At 37.5% G+C, this 21,898-nt stretch carries 14 protein-coding genes and 3 pseudogenes; 15 read left to right on the top strand and 2 right to left on the bottom strand.

Going from position 1 to position 21,898, the window contains the following annotated elements; translation table 11 throughout:
- The first annotated feature begins 34 nt into the window (after nt 1-34).
- The 8 genes from pstB (at nt 35) to ACFIKY_RS02805 (ending at nt 7,618) form a co-directional block, all read left to right on the top strand.
- Nucleotides 35-793 carry a phosphate ABC transporter ATP-binding protein PstB gene (pstB, locus tag ACFIKY_RS02840; RefSeq protein ID WP_273787813.1) on the top strand — a complete coding sequence of 253 codons (759 nt, stop codon included), beginning with the start codon at nt 35-37 and terminating at the stop codon, nt 791-793.
- Between the two features lie 21 nt (nt 794-814).
- On the top strand, nt 815-1,537 hold the full coding sequence (gene phoU, locus ACFIKY_RS02835) for a phosphate signaling complex protein PhoU (RefSeq protein WP_375635969.1): 723 nt from the start codon (nt 815-817) through the stop codon (nt 1,535-1,537).
- Nucleotides 1,538-1,625: 88 nt separating this feature from the next.
- Complete coding sequence (locus ACFIKY_RS02830; RefSeq protein ID WP_375661386.1) at nt 1,626-1,892, top strand: hypothetical protein; 267 nt, start codon at nt 1,626-1,628, stop codon at nt 1,890-1,892.
- A gap of 229 nt (nt 1,893-2,121) precedes the next feature.
- A complete protein-coding gene (locus ACFIKY_RS02825; protein ID WP_375661385.1) occupies nt 2,122-2,958 on the top strand; it encodes a cell wall hydrolase in 837 nt (278 codons plus the stop codon).
- 174 nt (nt 2,959-3,132) lie between these two features.
- Nucleotides 3,133-4,380: an aminopeptidase gene (locus ACFIKY_RS02820; RefSeq protein ID WP_375635966.1), complete on the top strand. Its 1,248-nt coding sequence runs from the start codon at nt 3,133-3,135 to the stop codon at nt 4,378-4,380.
- Nucleotides 4,381-4,651: 271 nt separating this feature from the next.
- Nucleotides 4,652-5,527, top strand: coding sequence for a bifunctional DNA-formamidopyrimidine glycosylase/DNA-(apurinic or apyrimidinic site) lyase (mutM, locus tag ACFIKY_RS02815; RefSeq protein WP_375644624.1), 876 nt, complete (start codon nt 4,652-4,654; stop codon nt 5,525-5,527).
- A gap of 83 nt (nt 5,528-5,610) precedes the next feature.
- A complete protein-coding gene (locus ACFIKY_RS02810; protein WP_375661384.1) occupies nt 5,611-7,005 on the top strand; it encodes a M20/M25/M40 family metallo-hydrolase in 1,395 nt (464 codons plus the stop codon).
- Nucleotides 6,998-7,618 carry a ribonuclease D gene (locus ACFIKY_RS02805; protein ID WP_375644623.1) on the top strand — a complete coding sequence of 207 codons (621 nt, stop codon included), beginning with the start codon at nt 6,998-7,000 and terminating at the stop codon, nt 7,616-7,618. Before ACFIKY_RS02810 ends, ACFIKY_RS02805 begins: the two co-directional genes overlap by 8 nt.
- Nucleotides 7,619-7,867: 249 nt before the next feature.
- Here ACFIKY_RS02805 and ACFIKY_RS02800 read toward each other — a convergent pair.
- A pseudogene (locus ACFIKY_RS02800) lies at nt 7,868-8,312 on the bottom strand (integrase); the annotation flags it as partial.
- A 734-nt stretch (nt 8,313-9,046) separates the two neighbouring features.
- Between ACFIKY_RS02800 and ACFIKY_RS02795 the strand changes: the two are divergent.
- Nucleotides 9,047-9,376 (top strand): hypothetical protein, encoded by a 330-nt coding sequence (locus ACFIKY_RS02795; RefSeq protein WP_375635962.1) that lies wholly within the window; start codon nt 9,047-9,049, stop codon nt 9,374-9,376.
- 526 nt (nt 9,377-9,902) lie between these two features.
- Here ACFIKY_RS02795 and ACFIKY_RS02790 read toward each other — a convergent pair.
- Nucleotides 9,903-10,046: pseudogene (locus tag ACFIKY_RS02790) on the bottom strand (integrase); the annotation flags it as partial.
- Nucleotides 10,047-11,245: 1,199 nt separating this feature from the next.
- Between ACFIKY_RS02790 and ACFIKY_RS02785 the strand changes: the two are divergent.
- The 6 genes and pseudogenes from ACFIKY_RS02785 (at nt 11,246) to ileS (ending at nt 21,780) form a co-directional block, all read left to right on the top strand.
- The gene (locus tag ACFIKY_RS02785) at nt 11,246-12,079 is read left to right on the top strand and encodes an outer membrane protein (RefSeq protein ID WP_375635961.1); all 834 of its coding nucleotides are present in this window, start codon (nt 11,246-11,248) and stop codon (nt 12,077-12,079) included.
- 333 nt (nt 12,080-12,412) lie between these two features.
- Nucleotides 12,413-13,249 (top strand): porin, encoded by an 837-nt coding sequence (locus tag ACFIKY_RS02780; protein ID WP_375635960.1) that lies wholly within the window; start codon nt 12,413-12,415, stop codon nt 13,247-13,249.
- A 354-nt stretch (nt 13,250-13,603) separates the two neighbouring features.
- Nucleotides 13,604-14,403: pseudogene (locus tag ACFIKY_RS02775) on the top strand (outer membrane protein).
- 183 nt (nt 14,404-14,586) lie between these two features.
- Nucleotides 14,587-15,477: an outer membrane protein gene (locus ACFIKY_RS02770; RefSeq protein ID WP_375661382.1), complete on the top strand. Its 891-nt coding sequence runs from the start codon at nt 14,587-14,589 to the stop codon at nt 15,475-15,477.
- Nucleotides 15,478-16,981: 1,504 nt separating this feature from the next.
- A complete protein-coding gene (locus ACFIKY_RS02765; protein WP_375661381.1) occupies nt 16,982-18,616 on the top strand; it encodes a porin in 1,635 nt (544 codons plus the stop codon).
- Between the two features lie 248 nt (nt 18,617-18,864).
- Nucleotides 18,865-21,780: an isoleucine--tRNA ligase gene (gene ileS, locus ACFIKY_RS02760; RefSeq protein WP_375635954.1), complete on the top strand. Its 2,916-nt coding sequence runs from the start codon at nt 18,865-18,867 to the stop codon at nt 21,778-21,780.
- Nucleotides 21,781-21,898: the final 118 nt, after the last annotated feature.

Here is a 21,898-nt window from a genome sequence, read left to right as displayed (position 1 = left end):
TTTTGATAAGATTTTTGTAAGGTGAATTTTTGCAATGAAGATTAAAATGCGAGGTCAGGATGTGAAGGTTTCTTATGGAGACAAAGAAGCACTCCACGGTATTACACTTGATATTCCTGAACATCAAGTAACAGCTTTGATTGGTCCATCAGGATGCGGAAAGTCGACTTTTTTGCGTTGTTTTAACCGTATGAATGATACGATTGAAGGCGCTAAAACAACCGGTCTTATTACTTTAGATGGGGAAAATATTTATGACCAGAGGATTGATGTTGTAGAATTGCGCGCTCGTGTTGGAATGGTTTTTCAAAAGCCTAGTCCTTTTCCAAAATCTATATTTGAAAATGTTGCGTATGGTCCACGCATTCATGGTTTAGTTAAAACGCGCTCTGAATTGCATGATATAGTTGAAAAGAGTTTGAGGCAGGCAGGTTTATTTGAAGAAGTAAAAGACCGTCTTCATGATCTTGGAACAAGTTTATCAGGGGGACAACAACAGCGTTTGTGTATTGCACGTGCTATTGCGGTTAGTCCTGAAGTTATTTTGATGGATGAGCCCTGTTCAGCTCTTGATCCCATTGCGACGGCACGGATTGAAGAGCTTATCGATGCATTACGGCAAAATTATACAATTGTTATCGTAACGCATTCCATGCAACAGGCTGCACGTGTTTCTCAATATACGGCTATGTTTCATTTAGGGCACTTGGTAGAAGTTGGTGCAACTGAAATGATCTTTACCTCACCAAAAGAGCAACGGACGCAAGATTATATTACGGGGCGTTTTGGATAGGTGAATTGAGGAGTGTAAGATATGTCTATGAACCATACTGTCCGTTCTTATGATGCAGAACTAAAATATTTAAAAGCAAGGATTACAGAAATGGGGAGCCATGCAGAAAGGATGATTGAACGTTCTGTCGCATCGGTTGTGTGTAGTGATCTTCAACTTGCAACGACAGTGATTGCCGATGATGTGTTTTTAGATGAAGCAGAACGTGACATTGATGAAAAAGCGGTTGCTATTATTTGCAAACGCCAACCGATGGCTGTTGATTTGCGTGAAATTATTGGAGCCATTCGTATTTCTTCTGATCTTGAGCGGATTGGGGATATGGCTAAAAACATTGCTAAAAGGACAGTTGCACTTTCAGAAATACGTCAATCTGCTTCTGTTTATCATGGGCTTGAAACAATTACAGCTTTAGCACTCAATCAATTAAAAGAAGTCTTAAATGCTTATACGAGTCGCCTATTAGAGCGTGTTGACGCTGTGCGTGAGCGTGATGAGAAGATTGATGCTTTGTATACTTCTCTTTTTCGTGAATTTTTGACATATATGATGGAAGATATGCGCAATATTACGGTTTGTACACACTTGCTGTTTTGTTTAAAGAATATTGAACGAATTGGTGATCATGTTACTAATATTGCTGAAATGCTGCATTATATCATAACGGGTTACCATATGTCTTCTGATCGTCCTCGCGATGACCTTACTTATAAAGTTGGGGTAGGTGAGAAGAAAATAGATTAAAATTTTTCTTATATGTATAAGATAAGTTTGTAGATACTATGAGTATTTTCTTACAGTGCGGCTATAGAAAGAATAAGATAGCCATATTATGGAAAAGTACAAAGAAGCAACAAAGAGTTTTTTCAGAGAAGCATGGCAGATTGCTAACTCTTGGTTTGACATATTTGTATATTGGATGATATCATCACTCGTATTATGGCCGGAGGGGAGTTTTCTTCCAGATCATTTTGTTAAAATTTTATGTTTTTATATTAAAGGGGATATCTGTATTATTTTTTTCAATATCGATGCAAAGAGTTTTGGTATCCAAATTTTTTTGGATGTAGAAGAAGTGGATAGTGTTGCTTTATTGTAATTGAAACGTGTGGGTTATTATGGCCTATATTGGACCATGAAGAATAACAATATTGATCTGTAAATTAAGAGTTTTTTATTTTTTATTTTGCATAGATATTTTTTTATTACCTCTTGTATTAAAATTTTACTGAGTGGTAACAATCGGCTATGTACTTTATTAAGAGATACATTTAAAGCTCATTTCAAAATTTGAATAGCTCAGAGATTATAGGAATGTGTTGCATAAGATGAAAAAAAATCGTTGGAATGTTTTTGTTACCTGTTGTGTAGCGCCGTTAGTTGTTGTGGGGTGTGCTTCAAATCGTTTAGATACTGGAAAAGTAAATAATAATAAGACAAAAACAGTTACGTATCCATTGACAGAGCGTCAATGTCTTATGCGAGCGATGTATTTTGAATCAAATCGCACAAGCCGTGAAGGAATGATTGCCGTTGGGACGGTTGTTATGAATCGTGTTAATTCAACCGCCTATCCTAAGACGATTTGTGGTGTTGTTGGTCAATATAAGCAGTTTGCTCCTGGTGTTTTAACGCGTCCTATGACGGAGAAAGCATCTGTTGCTCGTGTAAGAGAGGCGGCTGATGCTGTTTTACGGGGTGAACGAGATAAGAAAGTTAAACACGCTAAGTTTTTTCATACCGCTGGTTTGTCTTTTCCGTATAAAAACATGCATTATGTTCAGGTTGCAGGGGGAAATGCTTTTTATGAAAAACGATCACGTGATGGGGAACTTCAAGTTCCTACAAATAATCGCCCTTATGATGTTGCTTATGCTTTTGCTCAAGAACGTTCTGGTCATGCGCCAAGCTTTATAGATGAAGGCACAGAAAGTAGGGGAGTAAAGGTAGAGAAAAGTGCATCTCCTTCGATGGAAGTAGCACAGTCCAAAACGGCACATCCTGCGCATTTTGCTATGGTACAGCTTGATAAAGTTCCTATTCCTGCCTATGCACCTCAACATCTAGCTAGGAAAGAGGAAAATAAAACGATTATGACTTTGCCTTCATCAGATCAATTAAATGCAATTGTTGCAATGTTAGAAAAACGACACAGAAACTGGTAAGTTTTCACGACAAAAGAAGGGTTATACGCCCATTGCGGTTTATGAATTAAGTGATCCTTTAGCGATAATGACACGCATCAATATACGTAGAGAAAGTAAACTCAAAGGATCTAAAAAACAATTTATAATATGACGACGTAAAGAACGCATTTTATTTAAAGAAGGGTATTGGTAATGTACTTTGATATTCATGAGACAATTTCGCCTGAAATGCTTAATCGTCTTGCAGAAATTACAGTAAAAGTGGGGTTGAATTTACAAGAGGGGCAAGATCTTGTTTTGACTGCTCCAGTTTCAGCATTACCTTTTGTTCGGCGTATTGCATATCATGCTTATAAGGTTGGTGCTGGTGTCATTACACCAATTTTTAGTGATGATATGTTATCGATTACACGTTTTGAAAATGCCCATACAGCTAGTTTTGATTGTGCCCCTTCTTGGCTTTATGAGGGAATGGCAAAGGCTTTTGAAAATGGGGCAGCGCGTTTAGCAATTGTTGGTGATAATCCTTTGCTCCTTTCCAATCAAGATTTTGATAAGGTTGCGCGTTTGAATAAGGCGACTTCACTAGCTTACCAGCCTGCTCTCAAAAAAATATCGAATTTTTCTATAAATTGGTCAATTGTTGCTTATCCAACAGCAGGATGGGCTGAGGCAATGTTTCCTTCTTTACCACTGAATGAGGCGATTAAAAAATTAGCCGATGCAATTTTTTCTGCTTCACGTGTTACAGAAGAAGATCCAGTACATGCGTGGGGTGTCCATAACGAGAATTTAAAGAAACGATCATCTTGGCTTAATGAGCAGCGTTTCTCTGCCTTACACTTTACAGGGCCAGGGACTGATTTAACTGTTGGTTTGGCAGATGATCATGAATGGCATGGTGGTGCATCCGTTGCTCAAAATGGTGTTATTTGCAATCCGAATATTCCGACAGAAGAAGTTTTCACGACTCCTCATGCTCATAAGGTTGAAGGTTTTGTTCGTTCGACGAAACCACTTTCCTATCAAGGAACACTGGTTGATAATATTGAAGTACGTTTTGAAGCAGGGCGTATTGTTGAGTCTCGTGCATCAACGGGTCAGGAAGTTTTGCAACAGGTTTTGCAAAGTGATGAGGGTGCAAGCCGATTGGGCGAAGTTGCTCTTGTGCCCCATTCTTCACCAATTTCTAAGAGTGACCTCCTTTTTTATAATACCTTATTTGATGAAAATGCTGCATGTCATATTGCTTTAGGGCAATGTTATTCCAAATGCTTTTTAGATGGGGCATCATTGACGTCAGAAGAGATTGCAGCACGTGGTGGTAATAAAAGTGTCATTCATATTGACTGGATGATTGGTTCTGGCGAAATTGATATAGATGGCATTACCCAAGATGGTGTAAGAGTTCCTGTATTTCGTAAGGGTGAATGGGCTTAATCCTGTTATGCCGCATTCGATGTGGAGTGGGATGTAAGCCTCATTGATACGTTAAGTATTTTAGAGTGTTTGGTGAATATTCAAGGCAGGGCTTGGCTATAAAGCCTTTAGTTAAGTGACTCATATGAGTAGGACGCCAAGAGAAATCCACTCATCAAAAATTTGTTTCTTATAGAGCAGATGTAGAGGAAACCTTCGTTCTTTGAGGGGGGAAAAGAAGTCAATTTATTGGTGATACAATTGGAAAGTGTATAATTATTAAAGAAGAGAGATGCCTGAACTTCCTGAAGTAGAGACAGTTCGTCGTGGACTTGAGCCTGTTGTAACTGATGCAAAGATAGTATCTGTCAGACTTAATCGTAGAGATTTGCGCTTTCCTTTTCCTGAGGCTTTTTCTGAGCGCCTTATTGGCAGAACAATTATAGAACTTGGTCGGCGTGCGAAATATTTATTATTTCATCTTTCTCAGGATGAAACGATTTTAAGCCATTTAGGAATGTCTGGTTCATGGCGTATAGAGAATGATCTTTTAAGAACAGTTTTTTCAACGACAAGTAAATTAGTTAAGCATGATCATTTTGTCATGGATATTCAAACAAGGGATGGTGAAGTTTATCATCTTATTTATAATGATGTGCGTCGCTTTGGATTTATGCTTTTAGTCAATACGGACAAGCTTTATGAACATCCACTTTTAAATAAGCTAGGGCTTGAACCTATGAGTAATTCGTTTTCTGGTCGTTATTTACAAAAGGCTTTTGTTAATAAAAAAATGTCTCTCAAGAGCGTTTTACTTGATCAGTCTATTGTTGCAGGTCTTGGGAATATTTATGTTTGTGAAGCACTTTGGCGGAGTCGTTTGTCGCCACAACGTGGTGCATTTACATTGGCATCAAAAACGGCACGTGCATGTGAATTTGCAGATTCTTTAGCACAAAATATACGCAATGTGATTTCTGAAGCCATTTTGTCTGGTGGCTCTTCTTTACGTGATTATATGCATATAGATGGTTCACTTGGTTATTTTCAACATGCTTTTTCAGTTTATGGACGAGAAGGTAAGCAATGTTTGGAATGTGGAACGCCTATTGTGCGTATTTTACAGGCTGGACGTTCAAGTTTTTACTGCTCACAATGCCAAAAATGAATAAGGTGTCTTGCAAAATCTTACAAGAGGCTTAAAGTCGTCGTATCTATAATATAATTACACAAGGCTTGAGAGGTTTTTTTATGCTGAATAAAGTACTAACACATCTTGATGGAAATATAGAAAAGAGCCTTGAACGCCTTTTTTCTCTTTTACGTTTTCAATCGATTTCTACAGACTCGGCTTACGAGGATGCATGTCGTAAAGCAGCTGATTGGTTAGTAGAGGATTTAAAAAGCATCGGTTTTGAGGCTTCACGTCGTGATACACCGGGTCATCCAATGGTTGTTGGGCATCATCCAGGACCTTCGGATGATTGTTTGCATGTGTTGTTTTACGGACATTATGATGTTCAACCTGTTGATCCTTTGAGTTTATGGGAGGATGATCCATTTACACCTTCTTTAAAAGAGAGAGATGGAGAGAAAGTTATTTGTGCTCGTGGAGCTTCAGATGACAAAGGTCAGTTGATGACTTTTATTGAAGCATGTCGTGCATTTAAGAAAGAAACAGGGCAGCTTCCTGTTAAAGTTACTATTTTATGTGAAGGTGAGGAAGAATGTGCTTCTCCTTCCCTTATTCCTTTTTTAAAAGAAAATAAAGATGAACTTAAGGCAGATTATGCATTGGTTTGTGACACGTCAATGTGGGATGCGGATACACCATCTATTGCTCTTTCTCTTCGGGGAATTATGGCAGAAGAGATTATTATTACAGCAGCGAATCGTGATTTGCATTCTGGTTATTTTGGAGGAGTAGCAGCTAATCCCATTCGTATTTTAACGAAAATCTTAGCAGGACTTCACGATGAAAATAATAGGGTAACACTTCCTGGTTTTTATGATGGCGTAGAAGAAACACCTCCACAGATTTTGCAGTTATGGAATGAACTTAATTGTACTGCTGAAAATTTTCTTGGTCCTATAGGGCTTTCTATTCCTGTTGGTGAAAAAGGGCGGAGCATTTTAGAGCTTGTATGGGCACGTCCTACCATGGAAATTAATGGTATTAGTGGCGGCTATGAAGGGGAAGGGATGAAAACGGTTATTGCTTCTCAAGCGAGTGCAAAAGTATCGTGTCGTTTGGTGCATAAGCAAGATCCAGAGAAAATACGCCAAGCGTTGCGTGATTATGTACGTAGCTCAATTCCTGCTGATTGTAAGGTTGAATTTAAGAATCACGGTTCTTCTCCTGCACTTCAGATTTCTGATGATTCATCTTTTATCAAGGAGGCGAAGGATGCCTTATCACAAGAGTGGGAAGTGCCTGCTGTCTTGACAGCCATGGGGGGCTCGATCCCAATTGTAGCAGATTTTCGGTCAATTCTTGGTATGGAGACTCTTTTGGTTGGTTTTGGACTGGCTGATGACCGTATTCATTCTCCTAATGAAAAGTATAATTTAAAATCGTTTCATAAGGGGCAGCGGTCTTGGGCGCGTATTCTTGCAGCTTTAGCAAGTAGGAGGGTAAATGGCTGAGATTCGTGTTCATCAAGGTGATTTACCAAACTTAGACAATTATAAAACTGATGCCATTGCGATTGATACCGAAACTTTAGGGTTACAACCACATCGTGATCGTTTATGTGTTGTTCAGCTTTCTTCTGGAGATGGTACTGCTGACGTTATACAGATTGCTAAAGGACAAAAGAGTGCACCTAATTTGGTCAAGCTTCTTGGAGATAACGCAGTTATCAAAATATTCCATTTTGGGCGTTTTGATCTTGCGATTTTAGCGCATACATTTGGTGTCATGCCAGAAGCTATTTTTTGTACAAAGATCGCTTCTAAACTCACGCGTACTTATACGGATCGTCATGGCTTGAAAGAAATTTGTAATGAATTGCTAAATGTGAATATTTCTAAACAGCAACAATCTTCGGATTGGGCGGCAGAAACGTTATCACAGGCACAAATTGAATATGCTGCGTCGGATGTGTTATATTTGCATCGTTTAAAAGTTATATTTGAAGAACGTTTAAGACGTGAAGAGCGAGAAAGTGTTGCCAAGGCGTGTTTTCAATTTTTGCCTATGAGAGCTAAGCTTGACCTTTTAGGATGGGCGGAAGTGGATATTTTTGCGCATAGCTAACTTTAAAATTGGTTTTTAAAAGGAGTTAATTATTGATGTGAGAGGACAAAATGCTTGTACATTATGGGCATTTTATCCTCTCCTCTTTTCTGATAAGAGTTATAATAAATTCTTAAGTGCTATTTCATTTGAAGTTTAGGTAATCAAAGTATTTTTGCGAATTCATATTTTTTATTTTTGTAACAGCTTTTATTTGAAAAAAGAAATTTTGAGGAGAGTCTGGAAACATATGGTAGGTTGGAAGACTTAAATCTCTGAAACCGGTATACAGCCTAATTGGGGGAGAATATGAAGGCGTAAATATAAAAACCAAATCTCATTTTTACCATCATTTTTAATTCTGCTTTACGACTTTCAAAAGTATCTAAAGCAATGTCTGTTAAATAATAGAGATTACGCATTGCCTCACGCTTTTGTTTCTCACGTTTTTAATGGATTTACGTTCTTCATGTAAAACAGAACGCCTTAAACGGAATATATTTGTGTTGCTAATTCATGTGCTTTTTTTAAAGAAACCGGCACCCAAGCCCATGTCACGGCGGTGCTTATGAGTGGTATAACAATAAAGCTCCCAAATATGGTATAAAATTTGTTGAACACTCCCATCTTTATGCTTATGGAGTAACAAGCCATAGCATTACACAATTTGCCAACTCCCAATGTTGTGTAGTCCTTAGCACTTGAGACGGTTCATAGAGGCATTTTTAGTCTTTTTTATCCACACAGCTCTCCTCACTTGTAACATGCAATCAAATGGTTTTGATGGATTCAACATGAAAAAGATTTGGAATGAGAGAATCTTAAGGTATTCAGGGTTTTTATTCAATATGAATAACGCTAAACTATCATTATAAATCAATATATTATATGATTAATCTATACAGATAACCACGATTGTACTGAACAATGCAAAGAGCAATTCCTAGAAAAGTGTGCTAGAAACAAGTTAGCAAGAGCGCTTTTTACTAAGTCAAAATGCTGCAATAGCTTTTGCATTTAAACAGATTCGCAAGAATCTCCCCCTTTTTTCAAGAGTTTTATCTATATACAAATCTCATTTATGATGTGTAAGCGAATAAATTTGCTTCATGTATAATGAACAAGTTTGAAATGAGAGAGTATTCTGATATTCGAGGGACTCATTTTGTGTGAGGAAATATAAATTATATATATAAATCACTGTGTTAATTTGAAGTTTGTATAGTTTCTTATTTTCAGAAGATACTTCGTGCCTTTATTTATTACTCAATAAGTGATTTCTATGTTGGCAGAGCAGGGCAATTTGCTTTTATTTTAAAATCAAACGTTTCCAAAGCGTTATTTGTAAGGATTTTCACTTTTTATCTATAAACATATTATTTTTCTCTAGAAATTTGCAATGAAGGCACTAGGTAAAATCCATTATGGATATTTGATGAGGTTAAATTTATGAACATAAAATATTTTATTACAGCTTTTGCTACTTTCGCTTCAATCTCTATCGCTCAGGGTGCGAGTTTTTTGGCGTCCCAAAACCTTATACAGAAAGCATCTTCAGCTGTTCCTCCAATAGGTCTTTTTTCTGGTGAACAGCTTCGCAAGGTCTTATCTGAAGTTTTTCAAATAGAACTTTCTTGCACAAATAACAGCGAATTCATAACAGCAGCTAAGTTAGTACCTGTGTCACATTCTGGTAAAAAAAGAGGATATAATCCTAAAAAAGGACCAGGGAAAAGAGGACGGCCAAACCTATTTACACGAAGTCCAATGAGTTTTTAAAAAGTGAGAAAACAACACTGAGAGGTGTAACGTATGCTCGAAAAATGAAGAAAGGAGATATTATCACTTGAAAACAGGGGGGGAACTATTTGTTTAAAGGGTGTTGTGATTGTGCACGGTGAGAATGAAGAGGACTGTTTGGAAAGGATATGAGCAGGAAGATTTCAGTGAAAGAATAATACTGTATAATAGCAATCAGTCATTACAAAATTCATGGGTTTAGATGAATATAACCTAGAGATTTGGGGTTATTTTGTTATGCCGTAAATATCGTCATTTTAAGTGTGATTATATAAGGCATGTAAAACGCTTTGATAAGTGTTTTTAGAGTACGTGGTGGGATCAGTGAAGGACTTGTCTATAGAACCTTTGGTTAAATGAATTACATGAATGGAAAGCTAAATGAAATCCACTCGAAAAAAATCTGGACTATTTGCAGACACGATCTGATAGGACGCTTTGTCCAAATCGAAGAGAAAACCAAGTATTTGTTTTAATGTTAAACTTTTGATCTTAGAGTGTTTCAAAGAATAAAACACCATTGAGGTGCACTTACGTACGCTCGTTTTAAAGAAACATTTCTCAACGCTTCCAAGCCCATTTCGCGACGTCATTTATGAAGGGTATAATGGTAAACCCATTGAGTACCACCATCTTTATGCTTATGAAGGGGGCAAGTGTCGGCATTCATCACACACTTTGCTAGCTCTCAATATTGTGACAGCCTTTGGTATGTGAGATGATTTATAAGAGACGTTTTTAGTCCTTTCTTATACAGTTCTTATCCACACGGCTCTTCCTGCTTGCAACATGCAATCGGTTTGGAATGAGAGAATCTTACGATATTCGGGTTTCTTATTCAATATGCGAAATGATGAATTATGTTTATAATCAATCTATTGTTCGACTACAGAATTTATAAAATATTTTTTATTTGTCTATGATGCAATATCAGATATTTTTTCTGCCAAATTGTTTGCTCAATTAATGATTTTCAAAGCAAAGTTTGGTGTGAACACTTTAAGAAAGATCTCTCATCTTTTTTGCTTTAGGGAGAGTTTTAATATAGATGTCAGCATTTATCATACCAGTTGCCTGTCTTGAGGCATTTTTTACAGTTTCGTTTATAAAAGAGTATGAAATAGATAGCCTACAGATAAGATGAAACTCTGAAAAAGACTTTCTATGAGGTTGAGATAAGCAAAAAAATGGTAAATATTTAAAAACAATAAATGCCTAAAGTAAAAAAAGAGCAGGCAAGTTGCATGTGATCTTGTTTCAATTCGTGGATTATTGGAAGTCTTGTTTATGTGCGATACAAGTTTATTTGTAATATAAGCATCCTTTTTATGAAAAAAACAAATACATAGTCTTCACATTTGGTCATGCTAAGGATGAAGGTAAAAACGTTATTTGTATAAATTTAAATAGAACGATTGCATTTGACTGTTCTTGATATTGAAAACATTTATAGGTGACATTTTTAGTTTTTTAACGGTTTCACATAATTGCTCGTTTGTGATGTATAGAGGAATGATTTTTGTTGCTTGAATATACAATGGTTTAAGATGAGAGCATTTGAATTTAATATAAAAGGATAATTTTTCATTAGACAAGAGCACATGCTTTCCAAGGTGATAACGTAGATATTTTTGAAAAATTCATAAAGAAGAGCAAATGTGACGAGAGAAAATCATTTGTGCATTGGCATAGTTCAATTCTTATTTATTAAGAGATCAAGCAATTCAGGATGCTTTCATTGGCTTTTTGTTTTTTTTAGGAGTGTATCATTTTTGCTACAGATATCTGAAGTTTGGGCTCTATATGAAATGATGTGTTCAAATAAATATTCAGCTATGGAGAGAAAATATGAATATGAAATGGTTAATAACAGCTTCTGCTTTCGCTTTTGTTTCAGTTTCAGCGGCGCAAGCAGCAGATGTTATTGTTCCCCCAAGCCCAACACCTGTTGCTCCCGTTATTGTTGCTCCAACTTTTTCTTGGACGGGTTTCTACCTTGGTGGGCAACTTGGTGGTTTTTCGGGTAAAACGAAAATGGATATTCTTGCTAATGGAAAAAAGATTCCAGTAAGTGACGATTATTTGCCTAAATTATCTGGTTTCATGGGCGGTCTTTACGCAGGTTCCAACGTTGATCTCGGCAATGGCCTTATTCTAGGTGTTGATACAGATATCATGTGGTCTAATAAAGATGACACAAAGACAGGAAAAACATACGTTATTGCTCCAAATCACATAAATTATATTAAGAAGATATTAACAGAATCTGGAATTAGTATTGGTAAAGATGCGCTGGAACCTGGTGCTAAACGAACCCACAGTTTCACTTTTAAAGAAAAGTGGGCTGGTGCGACACGTGTACGTATTGGTTTTGCAGCTGAACGCATTATGCCTTATGTTGCTGGTGGTATCGCCTATACACAGCTTCAAGATAGTGCATCTATTTCAATAACAGGGAAAAATTCAGATAAAGTAATAGCTTCTGGTACCTTGTCTGATGAAACAAAGACCCTTGTTGGTTACACCCTTGGTGCTGGTGTTGATTTAGCAATGACCAATAACGTTATTGTTCGTGCGGAATATCGTTACTCTGATTTTGGTAAAAAGAAATTCTCAAATGATAAATATGAGACATCTTACAAAACCAATGATTTCCGTGTTGGTGTTGCTTACAAATTTTAACAGATGGTAAGTTAAATAACAGAGGCGCTGTCTTTGACAGCGCCTCTGTTATTCTCTGTTGCTATATTATCACGCAATACATAATTTATTGTGGATGTGGAAAGATATTATTCAGATTTTCTTAAAAAAATCATAAACAATAAACAATAATTACATTTAAAATCAATAAGTTATATATATATATATCTTTAGGTTTTTCGTGCAAAACGAAGCTATGGAGTGGTTTTGTCTTGGGCGATTTCTCCATTTTCTGTGACTGTATCATTTTTACTACAGCTTTTCTTTCTGTAATCTTGTAGCACTGTGCTCATAAATAAATTAGGAGCAAAGTTTATGAATATAAAATCTTTAGTAACAACTTCTGTTATCGCTATGGCAGCAGCTTCTGCAGCACAAGCTGCTGATGTTATCATCCCTCGTGAAACAGCCCCAGCAGTCATCTCAGCAGCCCCTTCATTTTCTTGGACAGGCTTTTATATCGGTGGTCAAGTTGGAAACTTTTCAGGTAAAGTTGATGAATTTGATTCAGAAACAAACAAGAAAATTACAGATAAAGACTGGACACCTAAGCCTTCCGGTTTCATGGGTGGTATTTATGTAGGTTCCAACGTAGATCTTGGTAATGGCCTCATTCTAGGTGTTGAAACCGATGCAGTCTGGGCAGACCGCGAAGATTCAAAAACGCATTCAGCAGTTATTGGAGCAACTGGCCTTGAAGATTTCAAAAATGAGCTTACAGCTGCTGACGCTACATTTGCTTCAGGAAAAGCTATTGCTGATATCGCGGCGACTGACAAACGTGTAACTAGCGCCTCTATAAAAGAAAAATGGTCTGGTGCAACACGCGTTCGCATTGGTTTTGCAGCAGTTGACCGCATTTTGCCTTATTTCGCTGGTGGTATTGCCTATACGCAGCTGCAAGTGGTTAATTCTCTTAAGGCGGAAGGAACTGATGGTGCCGAAATCGCTTCTGCTAAAGTGTTTGATCAATCAAAAACAATGGTTGGTTTCACTGTAGGTGGTGGTGTTGACTTTGCAATGACAGACAATGTTCTGTTGCGTGCAGAATACCGTTACTCAGACTTTGGTAAAAAAGCATTTGTAAAGGATGGGGATAAAATAGCTTATAAAACCAATGATTTCCGTGTTGGTGTTGCATACAAATTCTAATTTCGTAAAAAACGAAATAAACTTCCAAGAGGCTCTGTCAAAGACAGGGCCTCTATTATTTTCTGTTGTTATATTATTACACACTCCATATTTATTGGGGATGTAAAAAAATTTTTATAAACGACAGGCAATAATTACGCGGTAAAATCAATGAATTATACGTACTCATAACTTACAATTTCTTGTGAAAAGTGAAGTTATGAAATGACTTTATCTTACGTCAGCTTTCGTTTCCTATGATTGTATCATTTTACTACAGCGTTTTTTATGTAGTCGTATAATACTTTGCTCCTAATTTATTTAGGAGCAAAGTTTACGAATATAAAATCTTTAGTCACAATTTCTATTATCGCTATGGCAACAGCTTCTGCAGCACAAGCTGCTGATATTATCGTTCTTCGTGAAAAAGCTCCAGCAGTTATCACAGCCCCTTCATTTTCTTGGACAGATTTTTATCTCGGTGGTCAAGTTGGTAACTTTTCAAGTCAAAATGATGTATTTGATTTAGAGACAAAAGAAAAAACTTCAGATAAAGATGGACTGCCTAAGCCTTGAGGTTTCATAGGTGGTATTTATTTAGGTTCCAACGTAGATTTTGGAAATGTCCTCATTCTAGGTGTTGAAACCGATGCAGTCTGGATAGACCAAGGAGAAACGAAGACGGTCTCAAAGATTCTTGCGATTGATGAATTTGATGATGTTAATGATGAATTTGAAGATGCTGGTGTTACATTGGATGAAGATGAAAAGTTTCAAAAGGGTAACACAGCAGTGTGTCGCATTGGTTTAAAAGCAAAAAGGTCTGGTGAAACACGGGTTCGTGTAGGCTTTTTCGTCGCTGACCGCATTATGCCTTATGTTGCCGATGGTATTGCCTATGCGCAAATACAAGGTGTCGATAAAGTTTCAGAAACAAAAAAGTCGGGCAAAATGGTAAATAAAGTAAAGAAGTTTCTGCTACGATATTTGATAAAACAAAAACGATGGTAGGTTTCACCCTTGGTGGTGGTATAGATTTCGCTATGACAAATCATATTCTGCTTCGTGCGGAATACTGCTACTCAGACTTTGGTAAGAAGGAATTTAAAAAGGATTACCTTAAACTAGGCTACAAAACCAATGACTTTCATGTAGGTGTAGCTTACAAGTTTTAATTTAATCAAAAGTGCAGTTATGAATAAAAAGTATTAATAAAAAATTAAATTTTCAAGAGATCTTGACTTTGAAAAAACCGCTGTTTTTCTGGGTTTTTATTTGTATGACTGTGACATTTTTACTACAGCTTTTCTATCTATAATCTTGTAAGGTCATTTTATAGTTAATTTAGGAGCAAAATTATGAATACAAAATATTTAATAGCAACGTCTGTTGCCACTTTAGTTTCAGCTTCTGCAGCACAGGCTGCTGATATGATGATCCCTCATGAAGTCGCACCAGCAGTTATCGCAGCAGCCCCTTCGTTTTCTTGGACGGGTTTTTATCTTGGTGGTCAAGTTGGCAACTTTTCGAGTAAAACTAAAGTAACTATTCCAGGAGAAGAGAGAGAACTTTTCAAAAAAGATAACACACCTAGTCCTTCTGGTTTCATGGGTGGTATTTATGCAGGGTCTAACGTAGACCTCGGAAATGGTCTCATTCTCGGTGTTGAAACCGATGCAGTTTGGGCAGATCGTGAAGAATCAAAAAAAGCCCGTGAATTGACGCTTACTGAAAAAAATGCAGCAGATTTTAATGCTGCCCTTGAAAAAGCTAAGGTTGAATTAAAAGATCAGCAACAGTTTCAAAAAGATGACAAGGTAACAGAAACGCACAGTTACAAAGAAAAATGGTCTGGTGCGACACGTGTCCGTATCGGTTTTGCTGCTGTTGACCGTATTATGCCTTATGTTGCTGGTGGTATTGCCTATGCGCAGGTACAGGGCATTCAATCCGTTGCAGGAAAAGGAGAGAGAGCTAAAGTTGAGCAGAAAGCTGGCGGGGATGAAATTGTGCCAGAAGCAGGGGCTAAGCAAAGCATAGATTTGACTGGTGGTACTTGGGCTGATGACACGAAGACAATGCTTGGTTTCACTATTGGTGGTGGAGTTGACTTTGCAATGACAGACAACGTTCTTTTACGTGCAGAATACCGTTACTCCGATTTTGGTAAAAAGAAATTCGCAAACGATACACGTGAATTCAATTACAAAACCAATGACTTCCGTGTAGGTGTCGCTTACAAATTCTAATTTCGTAAAAATGAAATTAGAAGCATAAAAAATACTAAGGCCTCGTTTAACGGGGCCTTTATTTTATTAGCTCTCTATTCTATATCTCTTAATCCCTTCTATTTTTATTTGTATCATTTTGTGCTATAAGACTTTAAAGAAAAAAGTTTTATATTATAGAGGGCTAATTGGTGGTATATATGGATTTTATAGCTACTGATTACATAAAATCTTATATCACGGCTATCATTTTACGCCTAAGAGAAAAGTATTCAATTAATCTCAGAAATAGGAAAAGATCATAACCAGTGACTAACTTTATTCTGCATATGCCAGATTAGAGCGAGCATATTGCGTATATCTGTTGGAGTAAGCTTTGGGAAATACAGTCTCATTGGGGAAGAATATGAAGATGTAAAGATAGAAACCAGTTTTCAACTTTATCATCTTCTTTTAATTTAGCTTTACGATTTTCAAAAGTATTTAGGGCAATGTCTTCTAAATAATGAAAATGAAGATGACGCATTGTCTTACGTTTTTGTTTATTGCATTCTTTTTATGGGATCACACTCCTCATGCAAAACAGAACGCCCCAAACGGAATACACTTGTTGTTGTGTATTCACACATTTGTTTTAAAGAAATATTTTCAAAGTACATAAAGCCCACTTCATGTCAGTATCCGTGAGTGATATAAGACGGTAAAACCTCCCAATGAAATAATATAAAATCTATAGAGCACCACTATCTTTACACTCTTAATAAAAAGAGCCAGCTAGCATCATCATACAACTTTGCCAGCCACCAATGTTGTGGACAGACCTTGGCTGTTAAAAGCGTTCATAAGAGGCATTTAAAATTCTTTTAATGTTTTTATCCGCAGACTGTTTCCGCTATCGAGAGATATGGTTTTGATTAATAAAACATGGAACAGGTTTTAAATGATAGAATCCTACAGTATTAGTTTTTTCATTCAATATGAAAACAATAAATTATCCTTATAAATTAAACCGATGTGTCATGATGAAGATATTTACGCAAAGAATCTAAAAGTTTTTTTTGTGAGTGTTTGAATAAGTCCTTTGTTTTTCTTAATTTTAGATACAAAATACTATCGCTAAAGCACTAAAAGTAGATCATGTTGATAAATAGATGAAACTTTGATGGCGCTTGGTTTTAAAAAAGGCAACATTTGATTTCACTGTTTGCACAGGCATTGATTTTGCAATAACAGATGATAGTTTATTACATGCAGAATACGGTTATTCAGATTTCGGTAAAAAGAAATTTATAAAGAATATTATCATTAACAGTTATGCAAAAATTTAATGAAAATGAATCCAACTTTAAGACACATAATTCTAGTGTGATTTAGTTTACAAATTTTCATTGAATGCAAAATTAAAAGTTTAAGAAGCTTTATTTTCAAAAAATCTTTATTTTGTTGTGAGTGTGTTATTTTTGCTACAGATCTTTCAAAAAAGATGCTCTATATACATTTCATTTTGGATATTTGGAGAGATTTTATGAATACAAAACGTTTAATAACAGTATCTATTTTTTCTTTAATTTCAACGTCTACAGCGCTAGCTGCTGATGTTATGATTCCTCATCAACCAGCACCATCGACATCTTCTACTATTGTTGCTCCTACTTTTTCATGGACAGGTCTTTATTTAGGTGTCCAAGCTGGTGGTTTTTCGAGCAAATCTGATATGGCTCTTGTTGATCAAGAAAAGAATTTGCCACTAGATAAAGAGTTCTCTCCTAAACTTTCAGGTTTTGTAGGTGGTTTTTATGCAGGTTCTAATATTGATCTCGGTGATAACTTTATTTTTGGTGTCGATACGGATTTAATGATATCTGGTAAAAAACACACAAAGACAATTACCATAGGTGCAGCTGATAACACTACAGTAGAAAATGCAGTCGTAAGATCCCGCAGATCCACAAAACCACAAACGTCTCCAACTTCGCAAGCAGGAACAGGAACACAACAAAAAAACGCCCAAGGATCATCCGCAGGTGCAGGAGGTAAAACAGGAGGGACTCCAGCAGCAGGATCCTCGTCAGAAAAATCTGCTAAACCGCAAGCCGATCAAGTACCAGCTAAGCCAGCTGCAGGTCAACAACCACAAGCAGGAGCAGGAAAATCAAGTCAATCAGTGACAACTGGAAATTCTGGCAATACTAATCCAACATTATCATCACAAACACCATCTTCACCCCCAGCCTCACAAGCAGGAACAGGAGCACAAACACAAACACAAAAAACCGACTCAGCAGTATCTGCAGGTGCAGGAACTGCAACAGGAGGGGCTCCAGCAGCAGGATCCTCGTCAGAAAAATCTGCTGTAACGCAGTCCAGTTCAGCACCAGCTAAATCAGCAAGTGCAGCTCAACAGTCACAATCAGCAGCAGGACAATCAAATCAATCAGCAGCAGAAAGAACAGTACCGAGCGGAGGGACACTTGTACTCGCGAGATCAGGATCATCCTCTGAACCAGCAAAAGCTTCCAATGGAACAAGCGGAGCCCAAGGTCATCATAGTACTCATCATGGTAGCGGAAATGCTAATCCGCATGGTGCATCTCATGGAGGTGGGCATGGCTCTGGCGCTCATGCGCATGGTGCTAGTTCACATGCTTCTCGTTCTCATGGTGGACAGAATATGGCTGGACACGGTGCACAAAGTACACAAGCGGTGGATAAGAACAATTCCAGTGCATATGGTATAGAACAAATGAAAAAGCTGGCTTCTGAACTTGGTCTTGATCAAGAGGATGAAGTTGAAACTTTAAATCATACTTTCAAACAAAATTGGGGTGGTGCTACACGGGTACGTATTGGTTTTGCTGCTGATCGCTTTATGCCTTATCTTGCTGGCGGTATTGCTTATGGGCAGTTCCAAGACACTGTATCAATATCCGTTAAGGATGAGGATGGAAGAGTCGTTTCTTCTAAGAACTTAGCTGATGAAACAAAAACCATGATTGGTTACACACTTGGTGGTGGCGTTGATTTCTCGCTTCTGGATAATGTGATTGTACGTGCAGAATATCGTTACTCTGATTTTGGTAAAAAGAAATTTGCAAAGGAAAAACTTGAAGTTAACTACAAAACCAATGATTTCCGTGTTGGTGTAGCTTATAAATTCTAATTTTTAAAAGAGTAAATTTCTAAAAGGCTCCACTATTAGTGGAGCCTTTATTTTTTAAAAGATCAATTTTTGGTTTCTTTTCTTGTGAATTTCATGATAAAACCCATAGAGTGTGATGATATATTTTCCTGATCGCTGCTTAATATGAATGATAAGCTCGGCTTTCCCTATAGATAAAAACCAGAGTTGCAGGGTTCAGGGAAGTTATGCAAAAATGAAATCGTAAAAGTGGACAGGAATATTTCACAATGACTGTGAAAAATGAAACAATAGATTATTCAAAAACTCTTTATCTCCCACAGACAAATTTTCCTATGCGTGCAGGGCTTCCGCAAAAAGAGCTTGAATTGATGGCGCGTTGGGAAAATATGGGGCTTTATGCGCAATTGCGCCAACAAGCAAAAGATCGTCCATTTTATATTCTTCATGATGGTCCACCTTATGCAAATGGTCATATTCATATCGGGCATGCTTTAAACAAAGTTCTAAAGGATGTGGTTGTTCGTTCATTCCAAATGCGCGGTTTTAATGCAAATTATGTACCTGGTTGGGATTGCCATGGGCTTCCAATTGAATGGAAAATTGAAGAAAAATATCGAGCACAAGGAAAAAATAAGGATGAGGTACCTCTTCACGAGTTTCGTCAAGAATGCCGTGAATTTGCACAGCATTGGGTAACCGTTCAAAGTGAAGAATTTAAACGCCTTGGTGTCGTGGGAGATTTTAACACGCCTTATACTACAATGGCTTTTCATGCAGAAGCACGCATTGCCAGTGAATTGATAAAATTTGCTATGTCAGATCAGATTTATCGTGGTTCCAAGCCGGTGATGTGGTCTGTTGTGGAGCGTACGGCTTTGGCAGAGGCTGAGATTGAATATCATGATCATGAATCAGAGGTGCTTTGGGTTAAGTTTCCTGTTTTTAAAGCAAATTCTGATGATTTATATGGTGCTTATGTCGTCATTTGGACAACAACACCGTGGACAATTCCTGCTAACCGTGCAGTGAGTTATTCTTCGCAGATTTCTTATGGTATTTACGAAGTTGAAAGTACTGAAAATGATTTTGGTCCTCAAGCTGGGGAAAAACTTCTCTTTGCTGATGCGTTAGCTATGAGTTGTGCAGAAAAAGCCAAACTTGTTTTGAAGCGTTTGCGTGTTATTTCTGCTGAAGAATTGAAAGCTCTTGTTCTTTCTCATCCACTCAAAGGTTTGGCTGGGGGGTATAACTTTAAAATTCCATTGTTTGATGGTTCGCACGTAACAGAGAGTGCTGGTACAGGTTTTGTTCATACAGCGCCAAGCCATGGGCGTGAGGACTTTGAAATTTGGAATGATTATAAGTCCTTACTGGAGCAAACGGGGATTGATTCATCTATACCGTTTCCTGTTGATGATGCAGGGTTCTATACGAAAGATGTTCCAGGTTTGGGACCAGATCGTGAAGGAGGACCTGCACGTATTATAGATGATAATGGAAAAATGGGTGATGCTAATAAAGAGGTCATTAACGCTTTAATTAAAGCAGATCGATTGTTTGCACGGGGGCGTTTAAAGCATTCCTATCCCCATAGTTGGCGTTCAAAAAAACCCGTTATTTTTCGCAATACACCGCAATGGTTTATTTCAATGGATAAAGATTTTGGGGATGGTTCAACTTTACGTAGTCGGGCTTTGGAAGCTGTTTCAAAAACGCGTTTTGTGCCGTCTTCTGGGCAAAACCGCCTAGCTTCTATGATAGAAGATCGTCCTGATTGGGTTCTTTCTCGTCAGCGTTCTTGGGGTGTTCCTATTTGTATTTTTGCGAATGAGGATGGTGTTATTCTAAAAGATGAAGGTGTGAACGAGCGTATTTTACGGGCTTTTGAAGCAGAAGGGGCAGATGCATGGTTTGCTGAAGGAGCACGTGAACGTTTTTTAGGTGAGCGTGCACATGAGCCTTGGGTACAGGTTTATGATATTTTGGATGTTTGGTTTGATTCTGGAGCAAGCCATAGCTTTGTGTTAGAAGATCGGGCTGATTTGAAATGGCCTGCTGATGTTTATTTTGAAGGTTCAGATCAACATCGCGGATGGTTCCAATCTTCTCTTTTGGAAAGCTGTGGTACGCGTGCTTGCTCTCCCTATAAGGCAGTGATCACACATGGTTTTACTTTGGATGAGAATGGTAAGAAAATGTCTAAATCTTTAGGCAATACGGTTGTTCCACAAGAGATCATTAAAACATCTGGAGCTGATATTTTTCGTCTCTGGGTTATGACAACTGATTATTGGGAAGATCAGCGTTTAGGCAAAAAAATCCTTCAAACAAATGTGGATTCATATCGTAAACTACGCAATGCAATTCGTTGGATGCTTGGAACTTTAGCGTATGATGATGGAGAAGAAATATCTTATGGCGCACTGCCGGATCTTGAAAAATTTATATTGCATAGGCTTTTTGAACTTGATCAGTTGATTAATCGCGCTTACGATGAATTTGATTTTAAAAAGATTATGCGTGCATTATTGGATTTTTCAATCATTGAGTTATCGGCATTTTATTTTGATATCCGCAAGGATTCTCTTTATTGTGATGCGCCTTCATCAAAAAAACGCAAGTCTTCCTTGCAGGTTGTCCGTGAGATTTTTGAGCGTATGGTAACATGGCTTGCTCCAATGTTGCCTTTTACTATGGAGGAAGCTTGGTTAGAGCGTTACCCAGAAAGCCAATCGGTGCATTTAGAACAATTTCGCTCTGTACCAGAAGAATGGCAAAATCAATCTTTGTCTGAGCGTTGGAAAAAAATTCGACAGGTCCGTAAAGTTGTTACAGGTGCTTTAGAGCTTGAACGCGTTGATAAGCGTATTGGATCCTCGTTAGAAGCCGCTCCTGTTGTTTTTATTTCCAATCCGGCTTTACGAGAAGCATTAGAAAATGTGGATATGGCGGAGATCTGTATTACCAGTGAACTCACAATTACGCAGGATACAATACCTTCCGATGCTTTTACTTTGAATGATGTTGAAGGTGTTGGTGTATATCCAGAGAAGGCATTAGGAAAAAAATGTGCTCGATCATGGCGTTATACACAAGATGTTGGGAGTGATCCTGCTTATCCGGATGTATCTGCTCGTGATGCAGCTGCTTTGCGGGAATTGCAGATTCTTGGCAAGATTTAAAATTTTAGATCAAAGGAAAGAAATGCAAGTAAATTTCTCATATTGATGAATATAGTTTTTTGTGGTACGAGAAAAATTCCGTTGTTTTATCTGCAGGGGGGAAATTTGTGTATGGAAC

The sequence above is a fragment of the Bartonella sp. CR127HXZ genome, from assembly GCF_042194555.1.
Classification (GTDB): Bacteria; Pseudomonadota; Alphaproteobacteria; order Rhizobiales; family Rhizobiaceae; genus Bartonella; species Bartonella grahamii.
The sequence above is the reverse complement of the archived record's forward strand: the minus strand, read 5'-3'. Positions and strand labels throughout refer to the sequence as shown.